General features: G+C 65.4%; 30 protein-coding genes and 1 tRNA gene. 14 read left to right on the forward strand and 17 right to left on the reverse strand.

Annotated elements, in window-relative coordinates:
* Entirely contained in the window at positions 1 to 966 is a 966-nt protein-coding gene (locus tag AB7F10_RS03570) for an ATP-binding cassette domain-containing protein (protein ID WP_428558390.1), read from the forward strand.
* On the forward strand, positions 963 to 2123 hold the full coding sequence (locus tag AB7F10_RS03575) for an ABC transporter permease (RefSeq protein WP_428557644.1): 1161 nt from the start codon (positions 963 to 965) through the stop codon (positions 2121 to 2123). The genes AB7F10_RS03570 and AB7F10_RS03575 overlap by 4 nt, the downstream gene beginning before the upstream one ends.
* An 11-nt stretch (positions 2124 to 2134) precedes the next feature.
* On the opposite strand, the gene bcsS is transcribed toward AB7F10_RS03575, so the two are convergent.
* Together bcsS and AB7F10_RS03585 are read right to left on the reverse strand one after the other, a co-directional pair.
* On the reverse strand, positions 2135 to 2875 hold the full coding sequence (gene bcsS, locus AB7F10_RS03580; protein WP_428557643.1) for a cellulose biosynthesis protein BcsS: 741 nt from the start codon (positions 2873 to 2875) through the stop codon (positions 2135 to 2137).
* 121 nt (positions 2876 to 2996) lie between these two features.
* A complete protein-coding gene (locus tag AB7F10_RS03585; RefSeq protein WP_428557642.1) occupies positions 2997 to 3776 on the reverse strand; it encodes an AraC family transcriptional regulator in 780 nt (259 codons plus the stop codon).
* A 122-nt stretch (positions 3777 to 3898) separates the two neighbouring features.
* Between AB7F10_RS03585 and AB7F10_RS03590 the strand changes: the two genes are divergently transcribed.
* The gene (locus AB7F10_RS03590; protein WP_428557641.1) at positions 3899 to 5119 is read left to right on the forward strand and encodes an MFS transporter; all 1221 of its coding nucleotides are present in this window, start codon (positions 3899 to 3901) and stop codon (positions 5117 to 5119) included.
* 12 nt (positions 5120 to 5131) lie between these two features.
* Here the strand turns inward: AB7F10_RS03590 and AB7F10_RS03595 are convergent, their stop codons facing one another.
* From AB7F10_RS03595 to AB7F10_RS03610, 4 genes are all read right to left on the reverse strand, one after another.
* Complete coding sequence (locus AB7F10_RS03595) at positions 5132 to 5671, reverse strand: DUF488 family protein (RefSeq protein WP_428557640.1); 540 nt, start codon at positions 5669 to 5671, stop codon at positions 5132 to 5134.
* Positions 5668 to 6486 carry a DUF72 domain-containing protein gene (locus AB7F10_RS03600; RefSeq protein WP_428557639.1) on the reverse strand — a complete coding sequence of 273 codons (819 nt, stop codon included), beginning with the start codon at positions 6484 to 6486 and terminating at the stop codon, positions 5668 to 5670. The genes AB7F10_RS03595 and AB7F10_RS03600 overlap by 4 nt, the downstream gene beginning before the upstream one ends.
* A gap of 127 nt (positions 6487 to 6613) precedes the next feature.
* On the reverse strand, positions 6614 to 8251 hold the full coding sequence (groL, locus tag AB7F10_RS03605; protein WP_428557638.1) for a chaperonin GroEL: 1638 nt from the start codon (positions 8249 to 8251) through the stop codon (positions 6614 to 6616).
* A gap of 33 nt (positions 8252 to 8284) precedes the next feature.
* A complete protein-coding gene (locus tag AB7F10_RS03610; RefSeq protein WP_428557637.1) occupies positions 8285 to 8599 on the reverse strand; it encodes a co-chaperone GroES in 315 nt (104 codons plus the stop codon).
* A 346-nt stretch (positions 8600 to 8945) separates the two neighbouring features.
* On the opposite strand from AB7F10_RS03610, the gene AB7F10_RS03615 reads away from it, so the two are divergent.
* The 4 genes from AB7F10_RS03615 to maiA all read left to right on the forward strand — a co-directional run bounded on the left by AB7F10_RS03615 (position 8946) and on the right by maiA (position 11593).
* Entirely contained in the window at positions 8946 to 9215 is a 270-nt protein-coding gene (locus AB7F10_RS03615) for an usg protein (RefSeq protein WP_428557636.1), read from the forward strand.
* A gap of 114 nt (positions 9216 to 9329) precedes the next feature.
* Positions 9330 to 10508 carry an MFS transporter gene (locus AB7F10_RS03620; RefSeq protein WP_428587103.1) on the forward strand — a complete coding sequence of 393 codons (1179 nt, stop codon included), beginning with the start codon at positions 9330 to 9332 and terminating at the stop codon, positions 10506 to 10508.
* Positions 10509 to 10571: 63 nt separating this feature from the next.
* The gene (locus AB7F10_RS03625; RefSeq protein WP_428557634.1) at positions 10572 to 10946 is read left to right on the forward strand and encodes a cyclophilin-like fold protein; all 375 of its coding nucleotides are present in this window, start codon (positions 10572 to 10574) and stop codon (positions 10944 to 10946) included.
* Entirely contained in the window at positions 10943 to 11593 is a 651-nt protein-coding gene (gene maiA / locus AB7F10_RS03630; RefSeq protein WP_428557633.1) for a maleylacetoacetate isomerase, read from the forward strand. Before AB7F10_RS03625 ends, maiA begins: the two co-directional genes overlap by 4 nt.
* 5 nt (positions 11594 to 11598) lie before the next feature.
* Here the strand turns inward: maiA and AB7F10_RS03635 are convergent, their stop codons facing one another.
* From AB7F10_RS03635 to AB7F10_RS03660, 6 genes are all read right to left on the reverse strand, one after another.
* Complete coding sequence (locus tag AB7F10_RS03635; protein ID WP_428557632.1) at positions 11599 to 12375, reverse strand: SDR family oxidoreductase; 777 nt, start codon at positions 12373 to 12375, stop codon at positions 11599 to 11601.
* Positions 12376 to 12459: 84 nt separating this feature from the next.
* Entirely contained in the window at positions 12460 to 14742 is a 2283-nt protein-coding gene (locus AB7F10_RS03640; protein WP_428557631.1) for an EAL domain-containing protein, read from the reverse strand.
* Positions 14743 to 14908: 166 nt separating this feature from the next.
* Complete coding sequence (locus AB7F10_RS03645; protein WP_428557630.1) at positions 14909 to 15664, reverse strand: peptidase; 756 nt, start codon at positions 15662 to 15664, stop codon at positions 14909 to 14911.
* Positions 15665 to 15756: 92 nt separating this feature from the next.
* A complete protein-coding gene (locus AB7F10_RS03650; RefSeq protein WP_428557629.1) occupies positions 15757 to 16581 on the reverse strand; it encodes a transglutaminase family protein in 825 nt (274 codons plus the stop codon).
* 59 nt (positions 16582 to 16640) lie between these two features.
* Entirely contained in the window at positions 16641 to 17582 is a 942-nt protein-coding gene (locus AB7F10_RS03655; protein ID WP_428557628.1) for an alpha-E domain-containing protein, read from the reverse strand.
* Positions 17583 to 17588: 6 nt separating this feature from the next.
* Positions 17589 to 19007: a circularly permuted type 2 ATP-grasp protein gene (locus AB7F10_RS03660; protein WP_428557627.1), complete on the reverse strand. Its 1419-nt coding sequence runs from the start codon at positions 19005 to 19007 to the stop codon at positions 17589 to 17591.
* Between the two features lie 296 nt (positions 19008 to 19303).
* Here AB7F10_RS03660 and AB7F10_RS03665 point away from each other — a divergent pair, with 296 nt between their 5' ends.
* The 4 genes from AB7F10_RS03665 (at position 19304) to AB7F10_RS03680 (ending at position 21278) form a co-directional block, all read left to right on the forward strand.
* Positions 19304 to 20071, forward strand: a complete 768-nt coding sequence (locus tag AB7F10_RS03665; RefSeq protein ID WP_428557626.1) for a competence/damage-inducible protein A — start codon at positions 19304 to 19306, stop codon at positions 20069 to 20071.
* A gap of 3 nt (positions 20072 to 20074) precedes the next feature.
* Positions 20075 to 20614: a xanthine phosphoribosyltransferase gene (gene gpt, locus AB7F10_RS03670; RefSeq protein WP_428557625.1), complete on the forward strand. Its 540-nt coding sequence runs from the start codon at positions 20075 to 20077 to the stop codon at positions 20612 to 20614.
* A 73-nt stretch (positions 20615 to 20687) separates the two neighbouring features.
* Positions 20688 to 21137 carry a cupin domain-containing protein gene (locus AB7F10_RS03675; RefSeq protein WP_428557624.1) on the forward strand — a complete coding sequence of 150 codons (450 nt, stop codon included), beginning with the start codon at positions 20688 to 20690 and terminating at the stop codon, positions 21135 to 21137.
* A gap of 55 nt (positions 21138 to 21192) precedes the next feature.
* Positions 21193 to 21278, forward strand: a tRNA-Leu gene (locus AB7F10_RS03680).
* Positions 21279 to 21292: 14 nt separating this feature from the next.
* On the opposite strand, the gene AB7F10_RS03685 is transcribed toward AB7F10_RS03680, so the two are convergent.
* Together AB7F10_RS03685 and AB7F10_RS03690 are read right to left on the reverse strand one after the other, a co-directional pair.
* Positions 21293 to 21487 carry a hypothetical protein gene (locus tag AB7F10_RS03685; RefSeq protein ID WP_428557623.1) on the reverse strand — a complete coding sequence of 65 codons (195 nt, stop codon included), beginning with the start codon at positions 21485 to 21487 and terminating at the stop codon, positions 21293 to 21295.
* A gap of 34 nt (positions 21488 to 21521) precedes the next feature.
* On the reverse strand, positions 21522 to 21707 hold the full coding sequence (locus AB7F10_RS03690) for a DUF3008 family protein (RefSeq protein WP_428557622.1): 186 nt from the start codon (positions 21705 to 21707) through the stop codon (positions 21522 to 21524).
* 302 nt (positions 21708 to 22009) lie between these two features.
* Here AB7F10_RS03690 and AB7F10_RS03695 point away from each other — a divergent pair, with 302 nt between their 5' ends.
* Positions 22010 to 22513, forward strand: coding sequence for a ferritin-like domain-containing protein (locus AB7F10_RS03695; protein WP_428557621.1), 504 nt, complete (start codon positions 22010 to 22012; stop codon positions 22511 to 22513).
* Positions 22514 to 22721: 208 nt separating this feature from the next.
* Positions 22722 to 23012, forward strand: coding sequence for a hypothetical protein (locus AB7F10_RS03700; RefSeq protein WP_428557620.1), 291 nt, complete (start codon positions 22722 to 22724; stop codon positions 23010 to 23012).
* 3 nt (positions 23013 to 23015) lie between these two features.
* On the opposite strand, the gene AB7F10_RS03705 is transcribed toward AB7F10_RS03700, so the two are convergent.
* A complete protein-coding gene (locus tag AB7F10_RS03705) occupies positions 23016 to 25358 on the reverse strand; it encodes a heavy metal translocating P-type ATPase (protein WP_428557619.1) in 2343 nt (780 codons plus the stop codon).
* Between the two features lie 53 nt (positions 25359 to 25411).
* On the opposite strand from AB7F10_RS03705, the gene AB7F10_RS03710 reads away from it, so the two are divergent.
* A complete protein-coding gene (locus AB7F10_RS03710) occupies positions 25412 to 25711 on the forward strand; it encodes a metal-sensitive transcriptional regulator (RefSeq protein WP_428557618.1) in 300 nt (99 codons plus the stop codon).
* A gap of 5 nt (positions 25712 to 25716) precedes the next feature.
* Here AB7F10_RS03710 and AB7F10_RS03715 read toward each other — a convergent pair whose 3' ends face one another.
* Together AB7F10_RS03715 and AB7F10_RS03720 are read right to left on the reverse strand one after the other, a co-directional pair.
* Entirely contained in the window at positions 25717 to 26013 is a 297-nt protein-coding gene (locus AB7F10_RS03715; RefSeq protein ID WP_428557617.1) for a YgaP family membrane protein, read from the reverse strand.
* Positions 25923 to 26543 carry a YeeE/YedE thiosulfate transporter family protein gene (locus AB7F10_RS03720; protein WP_428557616.1) on the reverse strand — a complete coding sequence of 207 codons (621 nt, stop codon included), beginning with the start codon at positions 26541 to 26543 and terminating at the stop codon, positions 25923 to 25925. The genes AB7F10_RS03715 and AB7F10_RS03720 overlap by 91 nt, the downstream gene beginning before the upstream one ends.
* Positions 26544 to 26548: the final 5 nt, after the last annotated feature.

Consider the following 26548-nt stretch of genomic DNA (forward strand, 5'->3'; position numbering starts at 1 on the left):
GTGGAGGTCGCGAGCCGCACCGACAAGCCGAACGGCAAGGACGTTGTCATCGACGTCCACGGCCTGACCAAATCGTTCGACGGACGCACGGTGGTGCGTAACTTGTCGATGCAGGTGCAGCGCGGTCAGATTTACGGCTTCCTCGGCCCGAACGGCTCGGGCAAGACGACGACGATCCGCATGCTGTGCGGGCTGCTGACGCCGGATGAGGGCACCGGCACCTGCCTCGGCTACGACATCCTGACCGAGACCGACAAGATCAAGCGGCTGGTCGGCTACATGACGCAGCGCTTCAGCCTCTATCAGGACCTGTCGGTGCGCGAGAATCTCGAATTCGTCGCGCGCGTCTACGGCATCCCGCAGCCGGTCGCGGCGGCGCGCGCCGCGATCAAGCGGCTCAGGCTCGGCGGCCGTGAGGAGCAACTGGCCGGCGAACTGTCCGGCGGCTGGAAGCAGCGGCTCGCGCTCGGCGCCTGCACCTTGCCGAATCCGCAGCTGCTGCTGCTCGACGAGCCGACCGCGGGCGTCGACCCGAAAGCGCGGCGCGAATTCTGGAACGAGATCCACGCGCTCGCGGCGGAAGGGCTCACCGTACTGGTCTCGACGCATTACATGGACGAGGCCGAGCGCTGCCACGAGATCGCTTACATCGCCTATGGCGAGTTGCTGACGCGCGGCACGGTGGAGGAGGTGATCGCGCAGGCGCACTTGACCACCTACACGGTGACGGCGTCGGACGGCGACAACCTCGCGCCGCTCGGCGAGGAACTGGCCAAGCTGCCCGGCATCGACATGGTCGCGCCGTTCGGCGCCAGCCTGCATGTGTCGGGCCGCGACGGGGCCGCGCTGGAAACGGCGATCGCGCCTTACCGCGAGCGCAAGGCGCTGGCCTTCACGCGCTCGGAGCCCTCGCTCGAGGATGTCTTCATCGACCTGATGGGCAAGGCGAAGGACAATTTCCAATGAGCCAGATGTTGCCCAGAGCGCGGGGCCTGCGCGACCGGAATGCCGGCTTCTGGCTGCGCACCCGCGCCATGCTGATCAAGGAATTCATCCAGCTCAAGCGCGACCGCGTGTCGTTCGGCATGATCGTGATGGTGCCGCTGATGCAACTCTTGCTGTTCGGCTATGCGATCAACACCACGCCGCGCGATCTGCCGACCGCGGTGCTGATCCAGGAGCACACCGACGTCAGCCGCGCCATCGTCGCGGCGCTGCGCAACACCAAATACTTCAAGGTGACCGAACTGCCCGACACAGAAGGGCAGGTGGACAGGCTACTGGCGTCCGGCTCCGTGCTGTTTGCGGTCGAAATTCCGGCCGGTTTCGAGCGCGCGCTGCGGCGCGGCGAGAAGCCGCCGATGCTGGTGATCGCGGATGCGACCGACCCGGTCGCTTCGGGCTCGGCGCTGTCGGCGCTGGGGCAGGTGGTGCAGACCGCGCTCCAGCACGAGCGCGCGATTCCGGACGGCGGCACGCCGACCTTCGAAATGCGCACCCATGCGCGCTACAACCCGTCGGGCAAGACGGAGCTGAATATCGTGCCGGGTCTCGTCGGCACCATCCTGACCATGACCATGCTGATCTTCACCGCGCTGTCGGTGACGCGCGAGATCGAGCGCGGCACGATGGAAAGCCTGCTGTCGATGCCGATCACGCCGGTCGAGATCATGCTCGGCAAGATCATTCCTTATATCCTGGTCGGCTTCCTGCAGGCGGCGCTGATCATCGGCCTCGGCGTCGTGCTGTTCGGCGTGCCGATCCTCGGCAGTCTGCTGGCGCTCGCCGGCCTCAGTACGTTGTTCATCGCGACCAATCTGTCGATCGGCTACACCTTCTCGACCATCGCGCAAAACCAGCTGCAGGCGATGCAGATGACGATCATGTTTTTCCTGCCGAACATCCTGCTGTCGGGCTTCATGTTCCCGTTCGCGGGCATGCCGCGCTGGGCGCAATGGTTCGGCGAGATGCTGCCGCTGACGCATTACCTGCGCATCGTGCGTGCGATCATGCTCAAGGGCTCGACGGTCGCCGACCTGCACATGGAGGCGCTGGCGATGTTCGGGCTGATGCTGGTGGCGATGACGATCGCGGTGCGCCGTTTCCGCCGCACGCTCGATTGACGGCGCGAGCTTTACATCTTCGTCAGCACGCCGATCCGCGTGTAGAAGCCGTCGCGGTCGTCGCTGTCCGTCGCCCAGCCGGCGGCAAGCGACCATTCCTCGGTCTTGATGACGACGCGGGTGAGGTGAAGGCCGAGACGGTATTGCCGGTAGTCCTCGTCGGACCAGACCTGGAATTCCGGCCCGGCATAGAAGTTCTCCATCATCTGCCAGCCGGCGGCGAGGCGCACGGCGTAGTCGTTATCCGAGATCGTGGAGGCCGTGATGTCGGCCGCAAGCATGGTCCACGGCGTCGGCTGGTGCCAAAACTCGAACGCCATGCGAAACGCGGCCCGCGTGCCGCGCAGACTTGTGCCGGGGTCTTGAGGGCTCGTGCCATGCGATTGAATTTCCGGGCCGGCGAAGATCTTGATCTCGGTGCGGTCGAACTTGAAGCGCCAGCCCGGCAACACCGATGCCTTGAACTCGCGGCCGAGCACCGTCGCGTTGCCGAGCGCACCCGATGTGTAGCGATAGGCGCCGCCGGCAACCGCCATTTTGAACGTGAAGCCCTCGCGGGCGAGGCCGTCGGGCGACCACAGCAGGCCGCCATGCGTGAACAGGCCGTTGCGCCAGAGGTCGGTGCCGGAAAACAGTAAAAGCGTCTCGCCGGGCCGGCTGCTTCCCGCGGAAGCACCGCCTGTCACTCCGCACAACATCATCGACGCCGTGACGGCGGCTGCCGCCACGCCGGCCCAACGCAAAAGCAACATCGAGGTTCCCCAGTCCCTCAACGCAACCCAGGAGAACTTGCGAGCCTCGATGCAAGCAAAGCGCGTTTTTCTCGATGTGTAAACACGTCGCGGAATGAACGATAGGATTTCGCTATGGGCGTTAGGCTGTGCGGATGAGTTGGCGCGGCGGGCCGCCCAGCGTGCGATGGATCATCGCCGAAAAGGCGCTCGGGCTGGCATAGCCGACGGCGGCGGCCGTCTCCGCGACCGAGGCGCCGGCTGAAAGACGGGCGAGGCCGTCGATCGCGCGCAGCCGGGCGCGCCATTCCGCGAAGCCGAGGCCGGTCTCGCTTCGGAACAGCCGCGCCAATGTGCGGCGGCTGGCGCCGGCTTCGTCCGCCCAGCGGTCGAGGTCGTAGTCGATGCGGCAGTCGTCGAGCAGCGCGCGGGCGACGCGCAACGCGCGTGGATCGCGTGGCATCGGCACATCGAGCGGCCGTTCGCTGAGCCGGGCCAACTCGTCCAGGATCAGCCGCGCCACCGCTCCGCCGCGGCTGGTTTCGTCGTACTCCGCCGGTTCTTTCAAGAGGGCGAGGATCAGTTCGCGCAGCAGGCCGGAAATCTCGGCCAGCACCGGCTGCTTCGCCAGCGTCTCGCAGGTCGCGGGGTCGATATAGATCGTGCGCATCTCGACATGGCTGCGCATGGCGACGCTGTGCGGCCATTGCGGCGGCAGCCACAGCGCGCGGGCCGGCGGCACGATCCAGGCCGCCCGCTCGGTCTCAACCCGCATGACGCCGGAGACCGCGTAGAGCAACTGGCCGCGCCGGTGCAGGTGGAACGGGATGGCGTGGCCGGCGGCGAGCGAACTCGCCATCACCGCCACCGGACGGGGCGCGTCGTCGAGGTTGCGGCGGTAGACCGGCTGGGTGCGCGGCACGACGGCCTCCTGCGGGATGGCACAAACAAGACGAAAATCGACCTAACATCGCCAAAAGGCAAGGGGTATATCGTGGGCTGGCCACCCGATTCCGGGCCGGCCACCATTGCCCGGATTTTTCAATGACCGACGCCGCTCACCTCGCCGCCGATAACCGCCGCTCCATTGTCTTTCTCAACTGGGCGCATGCGATCGACCACTTCGTTCTGCTGATCTATCCGACGGTGGTGATCGGTCTCGAGGCAATCTACCAGCGGCCCTATAGCGAGCTGATCGCGCTGTCGACCACGGCCTTCGTCGCCTTCGGCCTGTTCTCGCTGCCTGCCGGCTGGCTCGCCGACCGCTGGAGCCGCCGCAACATGATGGCGGCGTTCTATGTCGGCTGCGGCCTGTCGATGGTGCTGACGGCGTTCGCACCGAACCTGTTCTGGCTCAGCGCCGGCATGTTCCTGCTCGGCATGTTCGCGGCGATCTATCACCCGGTCGGCATGGCGATGCTGATCGAGGCGACCGGCGCGCGGGGGCGTTCGCTCGCCTTCAACGGCGTCTGCGGCAATCTCGGCGTCTCGCTCGCCGCCGGCGTCAGCGCCGCGCTCGCGACCTATTTCGGCTGGCGCGCGGCGTTCCTGCTGCCGGCGCTGCTCTGCATCGCCACCGGCATCGTCTATGTCTGGATGACGCCGGACGACCGCCACAACATCAAGAAGCGTGTGTCGAAGCCGGCGGTGCCGCTGACGGCGAAAACCGCCGTCGCGCTGTTCGGCCTGTTCCTCGTCATTGCGATCAGCGCCGGCCTCGTCTTCAACATTCTCACCATCGCGCTGCCCAAGATCGTCGACGAGGGCATGAGCATGACGGTGTCGCTGTCGGTGGTCGGCTCGATCGCGACCGCGGTGCTGGTCTGCGGCGCGCTCGCGCAGCTTGCGGTCGGCCGTCTGGTCGAATGGATCGCGCCGCACACGATCTTCGCCATCGTGACGGCGCTGGGCTTTGCCGGCAATCTGTGGGCGACCTATGCGACCGGCGTGCCGCTGCTGATCGCGCTCGCGGTCGCCATTGCGGCGATCTACGGGCAGGTCACCGTCAACGACATGATCCTCGCGCGCTACACGGCGGATGCCTGGCGCGGCCGCGTCTATGCGGTGCGCTATTTCACGCTGTTCATCAGCGCGGGCGCGTCGGTGGCGATGATCTCGCTGCTGCATAACAGCGGCGGCTTCAGCCTGGTGCTGGGCGTCAACGCGATCATCGCGCTGCTGATGTTTTTTGCGACGCTCGGCCTCGTGTCGCTGATCGTCAGCATCGAGGCCCGGCATGCGGCAGCCGCGCAGCCGGCCGAATAGGGGTTCCGCAGCCTACATCAGCGGCGGGATCAAGTCCTCGACCTTGATCGTCATGCGCTTCTTCACCAGCGCGACGATGCGGCTGCGGTGGCAGGCGTTCGGATCGCGGCAATAGCACAGGAGTGCGATCCGCTTTTTCGACTTGATGAGAGCGATCAGCTCGTCGAGCGCTTCCTGCGGCTCCGGTTTCCTGACGTATTTGTCGTAGATCTTCCACAGCGTTTCGATGTCGCCGGCCCGGGCGGCGTGGCGGCCTTCGGCCGGCGTGCCGAGTTTCTGCAGGTGGACATAGGCGATGCCTTCGTCATCGAGCCCGGCGGCAAGCTGGGTTTTCGAAAAGCCGGGGCGGCGGGAGGCGGCGACGGCGCGCGTATCGACGAGAATGTCGACCTTGGCGTCTTTGAGTTCCTTGAAGATGGCGGCGGGCTTGGCCAGCTCGTAGCCGATGGTGAAGAGGGTCGGCGTGCCTCCGCGCTTCGCCGCGGCTTTCTTTGGTTTTGTTTTCTTGGCCGCCGGTTTTTTCGCTGTCGCCTTCTTTGCTGTCTTCGTCATCCCGATACCCGCTCGATCAGCGCCATGGCCGCGGCCGGCATGCGCACCTTGGCCTCGTGAATGAAGTAGATGAAGACGTCGCGCGGCGTCTTGTCGGCTTTCTTCTTCTCGACCTTCGGCAGATCGGCCGGCTCGCCGCCCTTGGCCCAGGTCTCGGCGCGCTTCGCCCAGGCATCGAGCGCCTTCGGCGCGTAACCGGTCTTGAGCTTTTCGTCGCCCTTCTGCAGCCGCGCATAGACGAAGTCGCCGGTGAGGTCGGCGATGGCCGGATAGGTCGCGTGCTCGGAGAATACGATCGGCATCCTGAACGAGCGGGCGAGCGCGATGAAGTCGGGCGCCATGAAGCTGTCGTGGCGGACTTCGAGGACATGGCGGAGCGTCTGATTGCCGGCTTTCTCGGGCAGCAGTTCGAGGAAGTTGCCGAAGTCGGCCGGATCGAACTTCTTGGTCGGCGCGAACTGCCAGAGCAGGGGGCCGAGCTTGTTACCCAACTCGTCGATGCCGGAGCCGATGAAGCGCTTGATCGAGTCGCCCGCGCCGGCAAGCTCGCGCCGGTTGACGGCATAGCGCGGACCCTTGAGCGCAAAGACGAAGTCGTCCGGCACCTCGCTCGCCCATTTGCGGTAGGTCGCCGGCTTCATGGTCGAGTAGAACGTGCCGTTCACCTCGATCGAGGTGAGGCGCTCGGCGGCATAGGTGAGTTCCTTCGCATGCGGCAGACCCTTGGGATAGAACACGCCGCGCCAGGGCTCGAAGGTCCAGCCGCCGATGCCGGAATAGATCGTCCCGCTCTTGTCGCTTTTTGTCTTTGCCATGCCGCCAGCTTACGGCGGCGTTCCGCCGGATGCGACCCGATTTCCAGAGTCTTCGCTTCACAAGACCGGCAAAGAAAAGGGGCCGCGTGAGCGGCCCCTTCGCATTCTTGGCAGTCGCGGTCTGGACTTAGAAGTCCATCCCGCCCATGCCGCCGCCCGGCATCGCCGGAGCGGGCGCGTTCTTCTTCGGCACTTCGGCGACCATCGCCTCGGTGGTGATGAGGAGACCCGCGACCGAAGCCGCGTTCTGGATCGCCGCACGCACAACCTTGGTCGGGTCAATGATACCCTTGGTCATCATGTTCCCGTATTCGCCGTTCTGGGCGTCGAAGCCGTAGGAGTACTGATCCTTCTCCAGCACCTTGCCGACGATGACCGAGCCGTCCTCGCCCGCGTTGGTGGCGATCTGACGGGCCGGGGCCTGGACCGCCTTGCGGACAATCTCGACGCCGGTCTTCTGGTCGTCGTTGACGGTCTTCAGGCGCTTGAGAGCCTCGACCGAACGGAGCAGGGCGACGCCGCCGCCCGGCAGGATGCCTTCCTCGACCGCGGCGCGGGTCGCGTGCATCGCGTCGTCGACGCGATCCTTGCGCTCCTTCACCTCGACTTCGGTGGCGCCGCCGACGCGGATCACCGCAACACCGCCGGCGAGCTTGGCCAGGCGCTCCTGCAGCTTCTCACGGTCGTAGTCCGAGGTGGTCTCCTCGATCTGCGCCTTGATCTGCGCGACGCGGGCTTCGATGTCGGCCTTCTTGCCGGCGCCGTTGACGATCGTGGTGTTTTCCTTGTCGATCATCACTTTCTTGGCGCGACCCAGCATGTTGACGGTCACGTTCTCGAGCTTGATGCCGAGATCTTCCGAGATCGCCTGGCCGCCGGTCAGGATCGCGATATCCTGCAGCATGGCCTTGCGGCGGTCGCCGAAGCCCGGGGCCTTCACGGCCGCGACCTTGAGGCCGCCGCGCAGCTTGTTGACGACGAGCGTGGCAAGCGCCTCGCCCTCGACGTCCTCGGCCACGATCAGCAGCGGCTTGCCGGTCTGCACCACCGCTTCGAGCAGCGGCAGCAGTTCCTGCAGGCCCGACAGCTTCTTCTCGTAGATCAGCAGATAGGCGTCATCCATTTCGACGCGCATCTTGTCGGCGTTGGTGATGAAGTAGGGCGAGATGTAGCCGCGGTCGAACTGCATGCCCTCGACGACGTCGAGTTCGGTTTCGAGCGACTTGGCTTCCTCGACAGTGATGACGCCCTCGTTGCCGACCTTCTGCATGGCCTTGGCGAGGTAGTCGCCGATTTCCTTGTCGCCGTTGGCCGAGATGGTGCCGACCTGGGCGATTTCTTCGTTCGAGGTGACCTTCTTGGAGTTCTTCTTCAGGTCCTCGACGATGGCTTCGACGGCGATGTCGATGCCGCGCTTGAGGTCCATCGGGTTCATGCCGGCGGCAACCGCCTTGGAACCTTCCTTCACGATCGCCTGCGCGAGCACGGTCGCGGTGGTGGTGCCGTCACCGGCGAAGTCCGAAGACTTCGAGGCGACTTCGCGCACCATCTGCGCGCCCATGTTCTCGAACTTGTCTTCGAGCTCGATTTCCTTGGCGACCGTCACACCGTCCTTGGTGATGCGCGGAGCGCCGAACGACTTGTCGAGCACGACATTTCGGCCCTTGGGGCCAAGAGTGACCTTCACCGCATTGGCGAGGATGTCGACGCCGCGCAGCATGCGATCGCGCGCGTCAACGGAGAATTTGACGTCTTTGGCAGCCATTGTTGAATGTCCTTTGGATGATTGGCGGCGCGCTTAGGCGGCCTTTTTCTTGCTGGCGGTCTGTTCGATCACGCCCATGATGTCGGACTCCTTCATGATCAGGAGATCCTGGCCGTCGATCTTGACCTCGGTGCCCGACCATTTGCCGAACAGCACGGTGTCGCCGACCTTGAGGTCGATCGGAATGAGCTTGCCGCTCTCGTCGCGGCCGCCCGGGCCGACGGCGATCACTTCGCCCTGCGAGGGCTTTTCCTGAGCGGTGTCGGGAATGATGATGCCACCGGCCGTCTTTTCATCGGCGGTGACGCGCTTGACGACGACGCGGTCGTGAAGCGGGCGGAACTTCATGGGTATCCTCCAGAAACTGAGAACAAGGATGCAGGTTGGTGGTGGCCCGCCGCGAAACCCATCCGCGAAGCGAGAATTCCCTGGCGGGACCCCATACGCCGGCAGGTGGGTGGCGGGTTTTCGGCTCGCAAGAGCCATCCGAAAATTTTTTAGCACTCATCTTTCGAGACTGCCAATAATTATCAAAAATGGTTAATGGCCAAGGGTTTAAGCCATTCCGAGGCCTGTTAGCAGGGCGGCATGACGGCTACTAACGCATTGATTTTAAACAATTTGTTGAACTCTTCGGCTTGAAATGACGTTTCCAGACCCCCGACACTCGGGACGGGATTCTCTGGAGGTGACGATGGTCTCAAGCGACTTCGCCAAGCAGGTGGCCGGCTACGGCCTCACCACGGCCCACATCCTTTACCGCCGGCCGGATCATCGCTGGCTGCTGCAGTCCTACGTCTGGCAGGACTACGACCTGTTCCCGGCGTTCCCGGAACTGTCGAAGTTCCTGGCCTTCTGGCAGGAGAAGCTCGAAGGGCCCCTGCATTCGGTGCAGGTCGCGCATGCGCGGCTGATCAAGCCCGCCGAACTGCGCGCGGTGAACGGCGAATTCCGCCTGCACTGACGGCGTTTCCCGCCGACATCAGCGCCGCTCATCGAAACCATCAACACTTTCGACGCCGCGCGCTGTGGCGTTGCGCTCCGCCGCGACCTACGTCTGACGGGCGCAGGCAACCGCATGCGCCGTTTCGGACACCTCGTCTTGGTTCGCCTGCTTCCCCGCATCGCGCTGCTGCTCGGCAACATCGCCGTCGGTCTGTCGATCCTCGCGCCGGCCGGCATGCTCGCCCAGCTCGCGGGCGATCTCTCGGTCGGCGTGCAGGACGCCGGGCTGCTGGTGACCTACGGCGCCGGCGTGCTGTGCATCAGCTCGCCCGTCGGCGCCTGGCTGACGTCGCGCATCGAACGCCGCACCCTCCTTGTCGTCACGCTGGCGATCGTCGCGGCGGGCGGGATCGCGACCGCGCTGGCGCCGAACTATGCGACCGTCCTTGCCGTGCGGCTGTCGATGCTCGTTGCCGCCGCGCTTTATACGCCGCAGGCCGCCGCGACCGTTGCGATGATCGTGCCGGACAAGGAGCGGCCGGGCGCGATTGCCTTCGTTTTCCTCGGATGGTCCCTGGCGCTCGCCGCCGGCCTGCCGCTCATCACCTTCATCACCGTGCATGTCGGCTGGCGCGCGGTCTACGTCTTGCTGGCGATGCTCTGCATCGTCGTTGGCTTGATGCTGCGCGCCGCGCTGCCGGCGGGTTTGCAGGGCCAGCCGCTGTCGCTGTCAAGCTTCGGCACCATCGCACGCAGTTCGACGCTGACGCTGATCCTGTTCATCACGCTGCTGTCGGCCTCCGGCCAGTTCTCGCTGACGATCTATCTCGCGCCGCTGATCGAGAAGCTGACCGGCGCCGGCCCGGCGACGGCCGCGTTGTTCTTCGCGATCTTCGGCGTCACCTCGCTGATTGGCAATATTGCGGCAACGACCGTCGTGCCGCGTTTCGGCATGCAGACGACCTTCGCGATCTTTCTCGGCCTGACCATCGCCGGCACGGCGCTGTGGGCCGTCGGCGCCGGCATTTTGGTGCTGATGGGAATCGGCGTTGCGGTGTCCGGCCTCGGCTTCCTCGCCTCGAACTCCATGCAGCAGGCCCGTCTTGCCATCGCCGCGCCGCCGCTGGCCGGCGCGTCAATCGCGCTCAATACGTCGATGTTGTATGTCGGACAGGCGGTCGGCTCGGGCGTCGGCGGCATGCTTTATGCGCGCGGACTCTATACCGGCCCCGGCTATGCCTCGGTCTGTTTCATGCTTGTCGCCGTCGCCGTGCTGGTGCTGACCTGGCAGCGCCGGCCGGCGCAGTCCTGATGCAGCGCGTTGGCGCTCGGCGTTAAAAGTGCCAAGCTTGCTGAAATCAACGTTGGGACGATCATGGCCCGGATCCGCATGACCATCGGCGGCGTCACGCTCGACGCCGAATTGCTCGATACTCCGACCGCGAAAGCCATTGCCGCCGCGCTGCCGTTGAAGGCCTCGGCGATGACGTGGGGCGAAGAGGTCTATTTCGACGTTCCGGTGAGGGTCGCCCGCGAAAAGGACGCCCGCGCCGTGGTGACGTCGGGCGAGATCGCCTATTGGCCGGAGGGTCCGGCGATCGCCATCGGCTTCGGCCGCACGCCGATCAGTCAGGGCGACGAGTGCCGGCTGGCAAGCCCGTGCAACATTTTCGCCCGCGCGCTCGGTGACGTGAAGTCGCTGCGCGCCGTGCGGGCGGGCGCGGCGATCGCCGTCGAAGCGCTGTCATGAAGCTCTACACCTATTGGCGTTCGCAGGCGGCATTCCGGGTGCGGATCGCGCTGCGGCTCAAGGGGCAGACGCCGGAGAAGATCACGCTCGATCTGCTGAAGGGCGATCAGTTCGACCCCGCCTATCGTGCGCTCAATGCGGAAGCGGTCGTGCCGACGCTGATCGACGGCGAGGGTTCGCCGCTCGTGCAGTCGCTCGCCATCCTTGAATATCTCGACGAGACCTATCCCGATCCGCCGCTGCTGCCGAGCGATCCGCGCGGCCGGGCGCATGCCCGCGCGCTGGCGCAGATAACCGCGATGGACGCGCATCCGTTCATCGTGCCCCGCGTGCGCAAATATCTTCAGGAGCGGTTCGATTTTGGCAACGACGCGGTCGACGAATGGGTTCGTCACTGGCTCGATGCCGCCAGTCACACCGTCGAGGAATTGCTGGCGCGCGATCCGCGCACCGGACGGTTCTGCGTCGGCAACGAGCCGACCGTCGCCGACATCTGCCTCGTCGCGCATCTGGCGAGCTGCAAGCTGTTCGGCGCGCGCGAGGCGTCCGCCTACAACACAGCCGGGCGCATTTACGAGACGTGCATGGCGCTCGAGGCCTTTGCCGCCGAGCATCCGCTCAGGCAGCCGGACGCACCGAAGATTTAGCCGGCTCAGCCGCGTCCGACGAACGGCATGGTGTTGGCCATCACCGTCATGAACAGCACGTTGGTATCGAGCGGCAGGCCGGCCATGTAGACGACCGCATTGCCGACGTGTTCGGCCTCCATGCGCGACTCGATCTTCTTGCTGCCGTCCGGTTGCAGCACGCCGTCGCCCTGCACCATGCGGTCGGTCAGCGGCGAGACCGCGTTGCCGATATCGACCTGTCCGCAGCAAATGCTGTGCTGGCGGCAGTCGAGCGAGGTCGACTTGGTGAGGCCGGTGACGGCGTGCTTGGTCGCCGTATAGGCGACCGAGAACGGCCGCGGCGCGTGGGCCGAGATCGAGCCGTTATTGATGATGCGGCCGCCTTTCGGGTTCTGCGCCTTCATGATCTTGATGGCTTCCTGCGTGCACAGGAACATGCCGGTCAGATTGGTCGCGACCACGTTCTGCCAGGTCTCGTAAGGCAGGTCTTCCAGCGGCACCGGCGGCGCGCCGATGCCGGCATTGTTGAACAGCACGTCGAGCCGGCCGAAGGTCGATTTCACGGTCGAGAACAGCGCCAGCACGGAGTCGCGGCTGGTGACGTCGGTGGGCACCGCCAGCGCCTGCGCCCCGGCCGCGTTCACTTCGCCGGCGACCTTGTCGAGCATCTCCTTGCGGCGGCCCGCCAGCGCGACGCTGTAGCCGGCCTTCGCAAGCGCGGTCGCCACGGCGCGTCCCACGCCGGTCCCAGCGCCGGTGACCAGTGCGATTTTTGCGGATGAGCTCTTGGATGCACTCATGGGCCGTCGTCCCCCGTTGTGACTGTCGTTGGGGACTGGCCATATCATAAAAGCGGCATCGCGCCATCAGGGCGCGACGGCACGTCAGCCGGCGAGCGCCTTGACGGTCAGCGGGGCGGCGTCGAGCCGCTGGGTGATGGCGGCGGCGCTGTCGGGTCGGCCGAAACGGTAGCCCTGCATGAAGTGCACGCCGGCGGCGCGCAGGAACAGGTGCTGGTCCGCCGTCTCGACGCCTTCGGCGGTGACCTTCATGCCAAGGCCGCGGCCGAGGCTGACGACGGCGTGGACGATCGCCGCCGCGTCGGAGGTCTGCTCGATGCTGCGCACGAAGCTCTGGTCGATCTTCAGCTTGTCGAAGGGGAAGCGCCGCAGGTACTGCAGGCTCGAATAGCCGGTGCCGAAATCGTCGAGCGCGAGCCGCACGCCAAGCGCCTTCAGGCGGCGCATCGCCGCGTCCGCGCTGTCGACATTGCCGATCAGCGTGCTTTCGGTGATTTCGAGTTCGAGGCGCGCGGCATCGAAGCCGGTGTCGGCGAGGATGCGCTCCACGGTGTCGACGAAATCGGCGCGGCGGAACTGCAGCGGCGAAACGTTGACGGCGACGGTGAGGCCAGGCCAGGCCAGGCCGTCGAGACAGGCGCGGCGCAGCACCCATTCGCCGAGTGGAATGATGAGGCCTGAGTGCTCGGCGACCGGAATGAATTCGGCCGGGGAGACGTCGCCGCGCGTCGGATGCGTCCAGCGGCACAGCGCCTCGACGCCAAGAATGACGCTGCCGCTGTTGTTGACGACCGGCTGATACTGCAGCCGCAGGCCGTCGTTCTCGATGGCGTCGCGCAGATCGTTCTCCAGCACCTTGCGCTTGGTGAGGTCGGCGTCCATCACCATGTCGTAGATGCAGGCGCGGTTGCGGCCTTCGTTCTTGGCGCGATAGAGCGCCATGTCGGCGAAGCGCATGATATCGGCGGCGCCCGCGCAATGGCGGTCGATCATGGCGATACCGATCGAGGCGCCGATCACGATGGTCTGGTTGTCGATCGAATAGGGTGCGCAGATCTTGGCGATCAATCGCTGCGCCAGCGCCGCGGCTGCATCCGGGTCGTTGCCGACCGAGGAGACGATGGCGAATTCGTCGCCGCCGAGGCGGGCGACCACGTCCTCGCCGCGCAGTTCGCGCATCACGCGGGCGGTGACGTTGCGGATCAGCTCGTCGCCGACGTGGTGGCCGAGCGTGTCGTTGACTTCCTTGAAGTGGTCGAGGTCGATATAGAGCACGGCGGCGGGCGTCGCCCCGCCTTTGACGTCCTCGATGATGGCGTCGAGGCGGTCCGAGAAATACATGCGGTTCGGCAGGCCCGACAGCGGATCGTGCATCGCAAGGTGGCGCATGCGCCGCTCGCCCGCCGCGATGGCCGCGGCGGTGCGGCGCATGTAGCGCAGCACGAAGGCGGCCAGCAGCGCGAAGCCCGCCAGCGCGACGGTGATATAGGGCACGACGCTGTTGACGATCTGCGCACCGGGCTGCCGCGACGTCCAGGCAAAGCGCGCGACCAGATCGCCCTGCGGCGAGCGCAGCGTGTAGGAGCCGGCATCGTTCGGCAGCGTTTCGTCGTCGCGGACATAGCGCAGGTTCTTCAGGCCGGTCTGCGAGGAAATGGCGTTGAGCAGGTTGCGGTCGATGATCCTGATCGAAACGATGACCGGGGCGTTCTCGACCCACTTCGCTTCGCTATTGCTGCCGGCTCCGACGGCGATCGCCGCGATCAGCGCGGGGTGCCCGGTGAAATTCTGCACGACGACGGCGTGGCGCACGACGTTGCCCACTTTGGACGGCAGCGCCGGGGCGTGATTGGCGATATCCGCGCTTTCCTCGCCATGACGCAGATAGGAGACGAGCGGCGAAAGATCGCTGCGCGCGGCGTCGAACCAGCCGCTTGCGGAATCGAACTTGCCGAACTGCGCGAAGCTCAGGGTGTCGGTGGGGGTGTAGACGAACACGTAGTCGTGCTCGAAGAAGCCGGTCAGCCAATGGCCGAGTCGCTGCTGGATCCAGCTGCGATCCTGCTCGACGCGAATCTTCTGCACCGCGCTGTCGGAGGCGGCGACGCTCTCGACTTCCCGCAGAATGCGCTTGCCGTTGGCGAGGAGGGCGCTGGCGAAGAGCTGTTGCTCCTGCTCGCCGGCGACCTCGTCGGCGCGCTGCGCCGACGACAGCACCGCCACGACGATGCAAACGATCGCGACGGCAACGATGACCCCGATCGGGACCACGATGCTGAAACGCGCGCGATCCCAATGACTGGCCTGCCGCTCGCCGGTCCCGCGAATGCGCGTGGCGTTATGCAAACGATCGTCCCTGACTGACACGATGTCCCGCCTGTGGCGGTGACGCCCCGCCCTGTGACGTGGACGCTAGTGACTAAAGTTTGATTTTGACTTGCGCGGCGAGAAAACACGCCGCGCGCGTGTCAGGGTTGCAGCCAATTCGGTTTGTTCTGTTAATCGCCGGTGAAGATTTACGGTGAAGGAACCGTTACGGCGTCTTCGCGCCCTTGCCATAGGGCGGGCGCGGGATCGCGATGTGCGCCTCGCGCAGCGCCGAAGACCAGCGCTCGCGCAGATCCTGAAAATAAGGCTCGCCGGGCTCGATGCGGTAATTGACCTCGGCGGCGCAGGCGTCGCGCCGCACCACGAGGATGTCGATCGGCAGACCCACGCCGAGGTTCGAGCGCATCGTGGAATCCATCGAGATCAGTCCGATCTTCAGCGCGTCGTAGAGATCGGTGTCGAAGCCGATCGCCCGGTCGAGCACCGGTTTGCCGTATTTATGTTCGCCGATCTGAAGGTAGGGCGTGTCGATGGTGCATTCGATGAAATTGCCGGCGGCATAGATCATGAAAAGCCGGAGGCGGCCGCCCTTGACCTGCCCGCCGAACAGAAACGAAACCTCGTAGCTGACCTGGTCGGCCTGCAACGCTTCCGATTCCATGTCGCGGACGCTGCGCACCGCCTTGCCGACGCGCTGCGCCGCCTTGAACATGGACGGCGCGTTCATCAGCGTTTCAAGTTCGCCGGTCTCGTCGTTCTGCATGCCTTCGGTCAGCAGCGAGATGACCGTTTGCGAGAGCGAGAGGTTGCCCGCCGAGGCAAGCGCGATCATGCGTTCGCCCGGCTCGGAGAAAACATGCAGCTTGCGATAGGTCGAGATGTTGTCGAGGCCGGCATTCGTGCGCGTGTCCGCGATCATGACGAGGCCGTCGCGAACGAGAATTCCGCAGCAATAGGTCATGGGCGTTACGTCGTCTTCAGGCGTGCCGGGCGGTCCGGACTATAGCGGGTGGCGCATAACCAACAAGCAGGCGGATAGGGTTGTGCCCGGCGTCAGTTCTGGAACTGGTGGCGGGCCTGCTCGACCGCCACGGCCACGTCCATCGTCTCGCCGCCGCCGCCGTAATGCATCCCGCGGATCGGCGCGGCGCCGAGATAGTCGAGGCCGATGGCGACGCGCACATGGGCGTCGGTCGCACTGATGCCGTTGGTCGGGTCGAAGGCGACCCAGCCGAGGCCTTCGACGAAGGCCTCCGCCCAGGCGTGGCCGGCTTCCTGATCGGTGACGCCGTCGGCGCGGTGGAAATAGCCGCTGACGTAGCGCGCCGGAACGTCGAGATGGCGCGCGGCCGCAATGAAGATATGAGCGATGTCCTGACAGACGCCGCGGCGCAGCCCATAGGCTTCGGCCGCCGTCGTCGCGGCATGGGTCGGGTCGGTATCGAAGGTGATCTCGGCGTAAAGCGTCGCCATCAAGCGGTGCAGGATGGCGAGGGTGCCGCCGCCCGCGTCGCGGCTGGCGTCCGCCAGCGCGACGATCGCTGCGTCGGGTTCGGTCAGCGCGGTCGGCCGCAGGAACAGGCTCGCCGGAAAGCGCTCGATCGTGCCGGTCACGACGCCGTGCGTATCCTGGGTGTCGACAATGCCCTCGACGCTGACCCGCAGCTCATCGAAAGGGCCGGCGGCGGTGAAGGTGTGGGTGACGTTGCCGAACGCATCCTGATGCGGCGTGAGCTGGCAGTCCTGCGACAGCTCGATCCGCCAGTCGACGACATACTGGCTGTCGAAATTGCGCGGCGTCAGCCGCAGCGTCTGGGTGACGCTGCCGGGCGGCGATGCGTAGCGGTAGGTCGTGGCGTGGGCGATCCGGATTCGCATGGCGCAAACGCTGACCTATCGACCCGCTTCATTCAAGCGAGGGAAGGGACGAGGTGCGGTCACAGGAGATATTGCCTGGTGATATCTCCGCCGAGCGCGTTATTTTCGGCGATGAAATCCTCGATGAATTCGTGCAGCCCGCTGCTGAAGATTTCGTCCATCCGGCTGTTCTGAAACCGGGTCCGGATCGCGCGGGCGCGGCGCTGCGAGGGGCCGGCGCGGCCATAGGCCATCGAAATACGATCGAGGTTCTGCACCAGATTGGCGTAACAGGCGGCCATCGAGCGCGGCATCTGCTCGTTGAGGATCAGGAGATCCGCAACCAGCCAGGGCTTGATGTTCTCGCGATAGACCCAGTGATAGGAGGTCTGCGCGTTGACGCTGCGAAGGATCGCCGACCACTGGAAATAGTCCAGCGCGCCGCCGACGCGCTCTGCCGCCGGCAGCAGCAGATGATATTTGACGTCGAGGATGCGTGCGGTGTTGTCGGCGCGCTCGATATGCACGCCGAGGCGGGAGAACCAGTAGGAATCGCTGCGCAGCATGGTGCGGTAGGCGGCGCCGTCGAACAGGCTCGATGCGTCCTGCACCCAGCGCAGAAAATGTGCGTTGTTCTCGCGCGAGGTCGCGCCGTTGCCGTAGCGCTGCAATTCGAGCCACGCGCCGTTGATCGCATCCCACATCGCGCCGGTGAGCGCGATCCTGACCGCGCGGGCATTGGTGCGCGCGGTCTCGAAACAGTTGCGGATCGAGGACGGGTTGTCCGCCGAGAAGGCCAGGAAGTTGGTGACGTTGGTTTCGTTGGCTTCCTCGTAGTTCTCGTAGAAAGCCTTGGTGCAGCCGGCGGTGGCGACGGCGGACTCCCATTCGTTGCTGGCGCCGACATAGGCGCTGGGCATCGCGCTGAGCCGCTGCGCGGCCTGCAGCACGCGGGCAAGATAGTCCGCGCGCTCGATGTAGCGGGCGAGCCAGTAGAGATTATCGGCGGTGCGCGACAGCATCGAGGTTTACGAGTCCAGAACCCAGGTGTCTTTTGTGCCGCCGCCCTGGCTCGAATTGACGACGAGCGAGCCTTCCTGCAGCGCGACGCGGGTGAGGCCGCCGGGCACGATACGGATCGCGTCGCGTCCGGTCAGAACGAAGGGCCGCAGATCGACGTGACGCGGCGCGACGCCGTCGGCGACGCTGGTCGGGCAGGTCGATAAAGCAAGTGTCGGCTGGGCGATGAAATTTTTCGGATGCGCGCGCAGCTTCGCGCGAAACGCCGCGATGGTCGCGCGGTCGGCGGTCGGGCCGATCAGCATGCCGTAGCCTCCGGACCCGTGAACCTCCTTGACGACCAGTTGCTCGAGGTTGTCGAGCACATAGGAAAGATGATCCGCCTCGCGGCAGCGCCAGGTCGGCACGTTCTTCAGGATCGGCTCCTCGCCGAGATAGAATTGCAGGATCGCCGGCATGTAGCTGTAGACCGCCTTGTCGTCGGCGACGCCGGTGCCGACCGCGTTCGACAGCGTGACGTTGCCGGCCTGATAGGCCGACATCAGCCCCGGCACGCCGAGGGCGCTGTCGGGGCGAAACGCGAGCGGATCGAGAAAGTCGTCGTCGATGCGGCGATAGATGACGTCGACCTGCCGTGGGCCTCGCGTGGTGCGCATGAACACCACGCCGTCGCGCACGAACAGGTCGCGGCCCTCGACAAGCTCGATGCCGAGCTTGTCGGCGAGGAACGAGTGCTCGAAATAGGCGGAGTTGTAAATTCCCGGCGTCAGCAGGACGACGGTGGGATCCTGATTGGCGGTGTGCGGCGCGACGGACTTCAACGTCGCCAGCAATTCGTCCGGATAGTTTTCGACCGGCGCGACGCGGTGGCGGGAAAACAGTTCCCCGAACAGCCGCATCATGATCTCGCGGTTCTCCAGCATGTAGGAGACGCCGGAGGGCGTACGGGTATTGTCTTCGAGAACGTAGAAGGTGTCGCTGTCGACGCGCACGATGTCGATGCCGGCGATGTGGACGTAGATGTCGTGCGGAACCTGCTGGCCGTTCATCTCGGGACGGAACGCCGGATTCTGGAAGATCAGGTCCTCCGGCACGATGCCGGCGCGCAGGATCTCCCGCTTGCCGTAGATGTCCTTGATGTAGGCATTGAGCGCGCGGATGCGCTGTTCGAGGCCGCGCCGGATCAGGTCCCACTCTGATCTCGTCAGGATGCGCGGAACGACGTCGAAGGGGATCAGCCGTTCGGTCGACTCGGCTTCGCCATAGACGGCGAAGGTGATGCCGGACCGGCGGAACAGGAATTCCGCCTCGGTCCGGCGGCGCTCCAGCTCGTTGGCCGGCAGCTCACTGAGCCACTTCTGCAACTCACTGTAGGCGGGGCGAGGGGCGCCGTCTTGCCCCATCATCTCGTTGAACGCCGGCGGCATTAAATCTCCCGGTGGTGGGCGGCGAAGCCCTGCAATCGAGTGGCGAGCCCGATTTCGGATTCCTTCCTGCGGGAAGCGGTGCAAAGGCCGGGCCAATGCATTTCTGTACGGACCGGCCCATTATAGGATCGGATGTCGCGAATTTAAGCCGACAATGCGGTATTTGCCTCATTTTCGAGCGGGCTCTGCGCAGGAAATCGGCGTGGAAACCGTCGGATTCCGCGTCGTTTGGCCGTGCGGCCGATTGCCTGCCGTGGCCGCGCCGATAAAGTGAGCGACCCATCGAGTGCCGGTTCATGAGTGACGACAACCCAGCCATTGTTTCCGCGGCCATCCTGGTGATCGGCGACGAGATCCTGTCCGGGCGGACCAAGGACAAGAATATCGGCTATATCGCCGAATATCTCACCACGATCGGCATCGACGTCCGTGAGGTGCGGGTGGTTCCCGATGTGGAAGCGGAGATCGTGACGGCGCTGAACGCGCTGCGCTCCCGCTACTCCTATGTCTTCACCACCGGCGGCATCGGGCCGACGCATGACGACATCACGGCCGCCTGCGTCGCCAAGGCGTTTGGCGTCCCGCTCGATCTCAACGAGGCGGCGCGCGCAATCATCGCGGAACGGGCGGCGGCGTCGGGCAACGAACTGAACGAGGCGCGGCTGCGCATGGCGATGATCCCGCGCGGCGCCACGCTGGTCGCCAACAAGGTGTCGGGGGCGCCGGGCTTTCGCATCGGCAACGTCATCACGATGGCGGGCGTGCCCGCGATCATGCAGGCGATGCTTGACGAGGTGGCGCCGACGCTCGATACCGGCGCAAAGATGCTGTCGGAAACGATCCGCGCAGACGCGAAAGAGGGCGACGTCGGGACCGAGCTTGGCAAGATCGCCAGCGCCAATCCCGGCGTCAGCATCGGCAGTTATCCGTTCTTCGACGACAAGCTCGGACCCAATACCAACATCGTTGTACGCGCGCGCGATGCCGGAAAGCTCGCCGAGGTGCGCGGGCAGGTCGAGGCGATGCTGCGCGCGGTCAAGGAACAGCTCGCGGCGGCCCGTTGAAACATGACTGAAGACATCAAAATGCCGAACGCGGCGACGGTCGCCGTTCCCCAGCCGGACAAGATTTTCCCGGTCTCGTGGGACCAGTTCCACCGCGACTCGCGGGCGCTCGCCTGGCGGCTTGCGAGCGCGGGGCCGTTCTCCGCGATCGTCTGCATCACGCGCGGCGGGCTGGTGCCCGCGGCGATCATCGCGCGCGAGTTGAATGTTCGCATGATCGAAACGGTGTGCGTCGCGAGCTATCACGACTACAAGAATCAGGGCGAGCTGAAGGTGCTCAAGGGCATCGCCGCCGAGGTTTCCGCGCAGCAGCACAACGGCAAGGGCGTGCTGATCGTCGACGATCTCGTCGATACCGGCAAAACCGCCAAGATCGTGCGCGATTTACTGCCCAAGGCGCATTTCGCCACCGTCTATGCGAAGCCGATGGGCCGGCCGCAGGTCGATACCTTCATCACCGAAGTGTCGCAGGACACCTGGATTTATTTCCCGTGGGACACCGGGCTGGCTTTCCAGCCGCCGATCCACGGCGGCGGCGATTGAGTGTTCGGCGCGGCTGGGTCACACTGACGCCGGTCGGCCGGTTGAAGTCCGGTCATGTAATGGAGGACACGCCATGAGCACCGCCGCGGCCCAGAAAGCGCCCCTCGACGATCACGCCTCGCGCCATGTGCAACCGCAGGAGATGCAGTGGACCGAGAGCCGGTTTCCCGGCTGCCACATGAAGACGCTGCTGTTCGATCCCAAGAGCGGACTTGCCACCGTGCTGATGCGGATGGAGCCCGGCACCACGCTGCCGGACCACGAGCATGTCCTGATCGAGCAGACCTATGTGCTGTCCGGCTCGCTGGTCGACAAGGACGGCCCGGACGCCGGGCTCGAGGTGAAAGCCGGCGAATTCGTCTGGCGGCCGGCGGGCAGCCGCCACAGCGCCTGGGCGCCGAACGGCGGCGAGTTCATCGCGATGTTCCAGGTGCCGAACAAGTTCTACGAGAAAGACGGCCGCGTCACCGATCTCACCGGCAAGGATTGGGAAGCCGTCTGGAATCATGTGTTAGGCAAGTAGCGCTGCGGTTCCGCGCGTGGTCCGCCGCCCGCGCGTGGGCGGCGGATTTTCTTATGCGGACGTGGCGGAATGGTAGACGCAAGGGACTTAAAATCCCTTGGGGGTAACCCCGTCTGGGTTCGAGTCCCAGCGTCCGCACCAGAAATCCCGCGCGGCTAGTTTGCGGGACGGCTTTCTTTCCGCGGAATCTCGATCGCGACGGCGAGGCCGTCCTTGATCGCGTTGGAGGCGGGAGCCACGACGGCCTCGAATGCGGCTTCCCGCGTGACATAAGAGCCTTCGATGGCGCCGTCATGCTCGATGGCATAGCCCGATTTCGAAGCGACGATGCGATAGCTCGCCGAATTCATGTCGGCCTCCTTTTCGCGGCTGACCGGGTTGCCGTCAGTGATGCGTTTTCTCGGGCTTGTCCTTGCGGGACGTCTCGGCCATTTCCTCGAGTTCGTTCTCGCTCATCGAGTCGTACATCGACTTCGACGCGCCTTTCAGCTCACTGACTTTCTGTTCGCCGCGTTTGGCGGCAAGCGCGGCGCCGGCGGCTTTCTGCCGGGCTTGGGATTTGGCTGGCATGATTTGCTCCTCACGGTGGTGAGAACCTTCATCCTGAATCCGGAATGTGGCTCAAATTCATCGCGTGCGCGGCGTTATCGCGTCATGCGCATCGACACGGCGGCGGGACTGTCGTGGTGATGTTTTGCCGTGTCGTGTTCCCGACATTGAAGACGGTCTGCGGCAATCTTTTTCAAATTCAGGAACGGTTGACGAGGTCGCGCGTTCGTCCTGAACACGCTCCGCGCGGCCAATGGAAAGCCGTTACGCGAGCGTGAGCTATGTGGCGCACAGCCGCCGTTCACAATCACAAGGAATGGAAAATGGGTTTCTTCTCAAAAGACATCAAGACAATGGATGACCTGTTCGTGCACACGCTGCAGGACATCTACTACGCCGAGAAGCAGATCGAGAAGGCGCTGCCCGACATGGTCAAGAAGGCGACCAATCCGGAACTCAAGCGCGGCTTCGAAACGCATCTTCAGCAGACCAAGGGCCATATCCAGCGCGTCGAGCAGGTCTTCAAGATGCACGGCCGCGAGCCGAAGCAGGTCAACTGCCCGGCGATCGACGGCATTCTGGAAGAGGCGAACGACATCGCCGGCGACGTGGCCGACAAGCGCACCCTCGACGCGGCGCTGATCGCGGCGGCGCAGGCCGTCGAGCACTACGAGATCACCCGCTACGGCACGCTGGTCGCCTGGGCCAAGCAGCTCGGCCGCGCCGACTGCGCCAGCGTCCTCACCGAGAATCTTCGCGAGGAGGAAGCGACGGACCAGAAGCTGACCAAGCTCGCGGAAAGCAAGGTCAACGCCGCCGCGGCCTGACCTGTTCGACGGCGGACGCCCCGGCTCAACGGCCGGGGTTTCCGCTGTTTACGGTTTTGATTTTCCATGGCCTTGTCACCATGCCGCCGTTTCGCCAGATTGAGGGCGGCAGGTGATTCTCATGCGGACACGGCGACGGACGGCGTCATTGATTTCGGCACTCATGCTCGCGGCCGGCCTGGCAGCGTGCACGACATCGCAATCGCCGATGACGAGCGATTCCGGAAGTTTTCTGGTCGGCCGCGGCAAGTACCGCTTCTACGACTGCGCTCAACTCGACAAGCAGGCGAAGGGGCAGGAAGTGCGCCAGCGCGAGCTGACGGCGCTGATTGCCAAGGCAAAGCAGGGTTCGGGCGGCGCTTTGGTGAGCGCAATGTCTTACGAGCCCGACCTTGCGGTGTCGCGCGGCGAGCTCAACGAAATCCATCGCGAGCAGGCGGAAAAGAAATGCACGACGTCCGCTCCGTCCCGCCGCACCGTCACGATCCCGCGATCCTGACCCTTACAGCGCGGCGCGCCGCAGCCGCAGCGCATTGCCGACGACGCTGACCGACGACAGCGCCATCGCCGCGGCGGCGACGACCGGCGACAGCAGCAGGCCGAACACCGGATAGAGCACGCCGGCCGCGATCGGCACGCCGGCGGCATTGTAGATGAACGCAAAGAACAGGTTCTGCCGGATGTTGCGCATCGCGGCCCCCGACAGCGTCCGCGCGCGCACGATGCCGGTGAGGTCGCCCTTGAGCAGCGTGACGCCGGCGCTTTCGATGGCGACGTCGGAGCCGGTGCCCATCGCGATGCCGACATCGGCGGCGGCGAGCGCCGGTGCGTCATTGACGCCGTCGCCCGCCATCGCGACGACGCGGCCCTCGCGGCGCAGTTTATCGACCACCGCGCTTTTCTGATCGGGCAGCACCTCGGCCTCGATCTCCTGAATGCCGAGCGCCGTCGCCACGGCCTTGGCTGTGGTGCGGTTGTCGCCGGTCAGCATCACGACATGGATGCCGTCATCGGCCAGCGCCTTGAGCGCGGCGGGTGTCGTTTCCTTCACCGGATCGGCGATGGCGAGCGCAGCGGCGAGCCTGCCATCGGCGGCGAGGAACACCACGGTCGCGCCGTCATTGCGGCGGCGTTCGGCTTCCGCCGCGAGCGCGGCGGTGTCGATCCCGAGTTCCTTGAGGAACGCGGCATTGCCGAGCGCAAGCCGCTTGCTCTCCACCATGCCGATCACGCCCTTGCCGACCGGCGAGTCGAAGCCGCGCACGGAAGCGAGCGTCAGCTTGCGTTCGGTGGCGGCGGCGACGATGGCGGCGGCGAGGGGATGTTCGCTGCCGCGTTCGAGGCTGGCGGCAAGGCGCAAGGCGTCGAGGTCCGTCATGCCTTCCGCCGGCACGATGCCGGTGAGCTTCGGCTTGCCTTCGGTCAGCGTGCCGGTCTTGTCGACCACCAGCGTGTCGATCTTCTCCATGCGCTCGAGCGCTTCCGCGTTGCGGATCAGCACGCCGGCCTGCGCGCCGCGGCCGACGCCGACCATGATCGACATCGGCGTCGCGAGCCCGAGCGCGCAGGGACAGGCGATGATGAGCACGCTGACGGCGGCCACGAGACCGTAAGCGAAACGCGGCTCCGGCCCGAACACGGCCCAGGCGGCGAAGGCCGCGAGCGCAGCGGTGATCACCGCCGGCACGAACCAGCCGGCGACCTGATCGGCCAGCCGCTGGATCGGCGCGCGGCTGCGCTGCGCACTCGCCACCATCTGCACGATCTGCGAGAGCAGGGTGTCGCGGCCGATCTTGTCGGCGCGCATCACGAAGCTGCCGGAGGCGTTGAGCGTGCCGCCGATGACATGCGCGCCGTCGGACTTGGTGACGGGCATCGACTCGCCGGTGACCATCGACTCGTCGACCGACGACCGGCCTTCGATCAGCGTGCCGTCGACCGGCACCTTGTCGCCGGGCCGCACGCGCAAGCGGTCGCCGGCCTGGACCCGCTCGAGCGGAATTTCCTCGTCGCTGCCGTCGTCTTTCACGCGCTGCGCGGTGGCGGGCGCGAGATTGAGCAATGCCTTGATCGCGCCGGAGGTTGCTTCGCGGGCGCGCAGTTCCAGCACCTGACCGAGCAGCACCAGCACGGTGATCATGCTTGCCGCCTCGAAATAGACGGCGACGCTTCCGCCGTGACCGCGGAACTCGTGCGGGAAAATCTGCGGCGCAAAAGTCGCGACGACGCTGTAGACATAGGCAACGCCGGTGCCCATCGCGATCAGCGTGAACATGTTGAGATTGCGCGTAAGGACCGACTGCCCGCCGCGCACGAAGAACGGCCAGCCGGCCCACAGCGTCACCGGTGTCGCGAGCGCGAACTGGATGAGGTTCGACGTGGCGGGCGCGAACCAGTGCGCGCCGAAATGGCCGGACATCTCGATGACCATGACCGGCAGCGCAAGCGCAAGGCCGATCCAGAACCGCCGCGTCATGTCGGCAAGCTCGGGGTTCGGCCCGCTGTCGGCACTGGCGATTTCGGGTTCGAGCGCCATGCCGCAGATCGGGCAGGCGCCCGGCCCGTTCTGCCTGATCTCCGGGTGCATCGGGCAGGTGTAGATCGCGCCTTCGATGACCGGTTCCGGTTCGCGCTCTCCGAGATACTTCACCGGATCGGCGGCGAATTTTGTGCGGCAGCCGGCTGAGCAGAAATAATAGGGATGCCCCTGATGAGTATGACGATGCGGGGTCTTATGCGGATCGACCTTCATGCCGCAGACCGGGTCGGTCGCGGTCTTTGCGGGATCGGCTGCATCGGCATGGTGGCCGTGCTGATGGTGGCTGTGGTCGTGTCCGGTGCTCATCTGATGCCGTTTCCGCTCTTGCACGATATACCCTAGGGGGGTATATAACCGCCATGAGCAAAGCCATCAAGACCCCCGGCGCATCCGCCAACAAGCAGGCGACGCTGAAACGGCTCAGCCGCATCGAGGGGCAGGTGCGCGGCCTGGCCCGCATGGTCGAGGACGACCGCTACTGCATCGACATCGTCACGCAGATTTCCGCGGTGCGGGCGGCGCTGCGCAAGGCCGAGGAAGAGATCCTGCGCGAGCATGTCGCGCATTGCGTCGAACATGCGATCGCGAGCGGCGACAAGTCCGATCAGCGCCGCAAGGTGGCGGAGTTGATGGACGTCATGAGTCGCGCCGCACGCTAGAACGGTCAGCGCGTCGACCAGCCGAACAGGCTGTAGGCCGGGCAGGTGCCGATGAAGGCCGTGAGGATCGGCACCACGCCGATCCAACCCACCCAGTTCCAGCCGGTGCCGGAAGCGATCAAGTCGAGTGCGAAGGCGATCAGCCCAGTCCGATGACGATCCGTGCGATGCGGTCGATGGTTCCGACATTGAGTGTCACGATGCTCTCCTGTTATTTGGCCGGCAAAGCGTTGGCGCGTTTGGCGTCGGCGGCGGCCGGGCCAAGATCGCCGTCGACGTCCTTGCCCATCTCCTCGTCCCATGGCCGGGTCCCCTCAAGCACGCCGAGGATCGCGACGATGACGACGGCGAGCAGCAGCGCGCCGATCCAGTAGGGAATGCCGAACAGGTCGCTGAGGATGATCTTGCCGCCGCCGGTGGCGAGGAAGGTTCTGGACAGCATTGGCTCGGCATAGGAATAAGCGACGGCCCCGGCGATGCCGCCGATCAGCGTGGCGATAGCGTCGCGATAGCCGGCGCCGATCTGCGCCAGCGTCGTGCCGGGGCAGGCGCCGGCGAGCGCGATGCCGGCGCCGAGCAGCAGGCCGCCGATGATGTCGGCGTAGTAGAGCGCGGCTTTCGGGTAAAGCTTGACGATGCCGAAGCCATGCAACGCTGCGAGCACGACCGCGCCGGTCGCGACGGCGGTGAGGAAGACCTTGAGCATGATGAAGTTGCGCAGCTGCATCTGCCCGACGATGACGCCGGGTTCGAACACGCGGGACTTCTCCAGCGCAAAGCCGAACACGATGCCCATCAGGACGCCGACGATGACCGCGAATGTGACTGACATGACGA

The sequence above is a fragment of the Pseudolabrys sp. genome (assembly GCF_050250095.1).
GTDB lineage: Bacteria > Pseudomonadota > Alphaproteobacteria > Rhizobiales > Xanthobacteraceae > Pseudolabrys.

Excerpts from the sequence above, each read along its gene's own strand:
- AB7F10_RS03575 (WP_428557644.1), top strand. The coding sequence starts at position 963 with ATGAGCCAGATGTTGCCCAGAGCGCGGGGCCTGCGCGACCGGAATGCC.
- bcsS (WP_428557643.1), bottom strand. The coding sequence starts at position 2,875 with ATGTTGCTTTTGCGTTGGGCCGGCGTGGCGGCAGCCGCCGTCACGGCG.
- AB7F10_RS03590 (WP_428557641.1), top strand. The coding sequence starts at position 3,899 with ATGACCGACGCCGCTCACCTCGCCGCCGATAACCGCCGCTCCATTGTC.
- AB7F10_RS03595 (WP_428557640.1), bottom strand. The coding sequence starts at position 5,671 with ATGACGAAGACAGCAAAGAAGGCGACAGCGAAAAAACCGGCGGCCAAG.
- AB7F10_RS03600 (WP_428557639.1), bottom strand. The coding sequence starts at position 6,486 with ATGGCAAAGACAAAAAGCGACAAGAGCGGGACGATCTATTCCGGCATC.
- groL (WP_428557638.1), bottom strand. The coding sequence starts at position 8,251 with ATGGCTGCCAAAGACGTCAAATTCTCCGTTGACGCGCGCGATCGCATG.
- AB7F10_RS03610 (WP_428557637.1), bottom strand. The coding sequence starts at position 8,599 with ATGAAGTTCCGCCCGCTTCACGACCGCGTCGTCGTCAAGCGCGTCACC.
- AB7F10_RS03615 (WP_428557636.1), top strand. The coding sequence starts at position 8,946 with ATGGTCTCAAGCGACTTCGCCAAGCAGGTGGCCGGCTACGGCCTCACC.
- AB7F10_RS03620 (WP_428587103.1), top strand. The coding sequence starts at position 9,330 with ATGCGCCGTTTCGGACACCTCGTCTTGGTTCGCCTGCTTCCCCGCATC.
- AB7F10_RS03625 (WP_428557634.1), top strand. The coding sequence starts at position 10,572 with ATGGCCCGGATCCGCATGACCATCGGCGGCGTCACGCTCGACGCCGAA.
- maiA (WP_428557633.1), top strand. The coding sequence starts at position 10,943 with ATGAAGCTCTACACCTATTGGCGTTCGCAGGCGGCATTCCGGGTGCGG.
- AB7F10_RS03635 (WP_428557632.1), bottom strand. The coding sequence starts at position 12,375 with ATGAGTGCATCCAAGAGCTCATCCGCAAAAATCGCACTGGTCACCGGC.
- AB7F10_RS03645 (WP_428557630.1), bottom strand. The coding sequence starts at position 15,664 with ATGACCTATTGCTGCGGAATTCTCGTTCGCGACGGCCTCGTCATGATC.
- AB7F10_RS03650 (WP_428557629.1), bottom strand. The coding sequence starts at position 16,581 with ATGCGAATCCGGATCGCCCACGCCACGACCTACCGCTACGCATCGCCG.
- AB7F10_RS03655 (WP_428557628.1), bottom strand. The coding sequence starts at position 17,582 with ATGCTGTCGCGCACCGCCGATAATCTCTACTGGCTCGCCCGCTACATC.
- AB7F10_RS03660 (WP_428557627.1), bottom strand. The coding sequence starts at position 19,007 with ATGCCGCCGGCGTTCAACGAGATGATGGGGCAAGACGGCGCCCCTCGC.
- AB7F10_RS03665 (WP_428557626.1), top strand. The coding sequence starts at position 19,304 with ATGAGTGACGACAACCCAGCCATTGTTTCCGCGGCCATCCTGGTGATC.
- gpt (WP_428557625.1), top strand. The coding sequence starts at position 20,075 with ATGACTGAAGACATCAAAATGCCGAACGCGGCGACGGTCGCCGTTCCC.
- AB7F10_RS03675 (WP_428557624.1), top strand. The coding sequence starts at position 20,688 with ATGAGCACCGCCGCGGCCCAGAAAGCGCCCCTCGACGATCACGCCTCG.
- AB7F10_RS03685 (WP_428557623.1), bottom strand. The coding sequence starts at position 21,487 with ATGAATTCGGCGAGCTATCGCATCGTCGCTTCGAAATCGGGCTATGCC.
- AB7F10_RS03690 (WP_428557622.1), bottom strand. The coding sequence starts at position 21,707 with ATGCCAGCCAAATCCCAAGCCCGGCAGAAAGCCGCCGGCGCCGCGCTT.
- AB7F10_RS03695 (WP_428557621.1), top strand. The coding sequence starts at position 22,010 with ATGGGTTTCTTCTCAAAAGACATCAAGACAATGGATGACCTGTTCGTG.
- AB7F10_RS03700 (WP_428557620.1), top strand. The coding sequence starts at position 22,722 with ATGACGAGCGATTCCGGAAGTTTTCTGGTCGGCCGCGGCAAGTACCGC.
- AB7F10_RS03705 (WP_428557619.1), bottom strand. The coding sequence starts at position 25,358 with ATGAGCACCGGACACGACCACAGCCACCATCAGCACGGCCACCATGCC.
- AB7F10_RS03710 (WP_428557618.1), top strand. The coding sequence starts at position 25,412 with ATGAGCAAAGCCATCAAGACCCCCGGCGCATCCGCCAACAAGCAGGCG.
- AB7F10_RS03715 (WP_428557617.1), bottom strand. The coding sequence starts at position 26,013 with ATGGGACGAGGAGATGGGCAAGGACGTCGACGGCGATCTTGGCCCGGC.
- AB7F10_RS03720 (WP_428557616.1), bottom strand. The coding sequence starts at position 26,543 with ATGTCAGTCACATTCGCGGTCATCGTCGGCGTCCTGATGGGCATCGTG.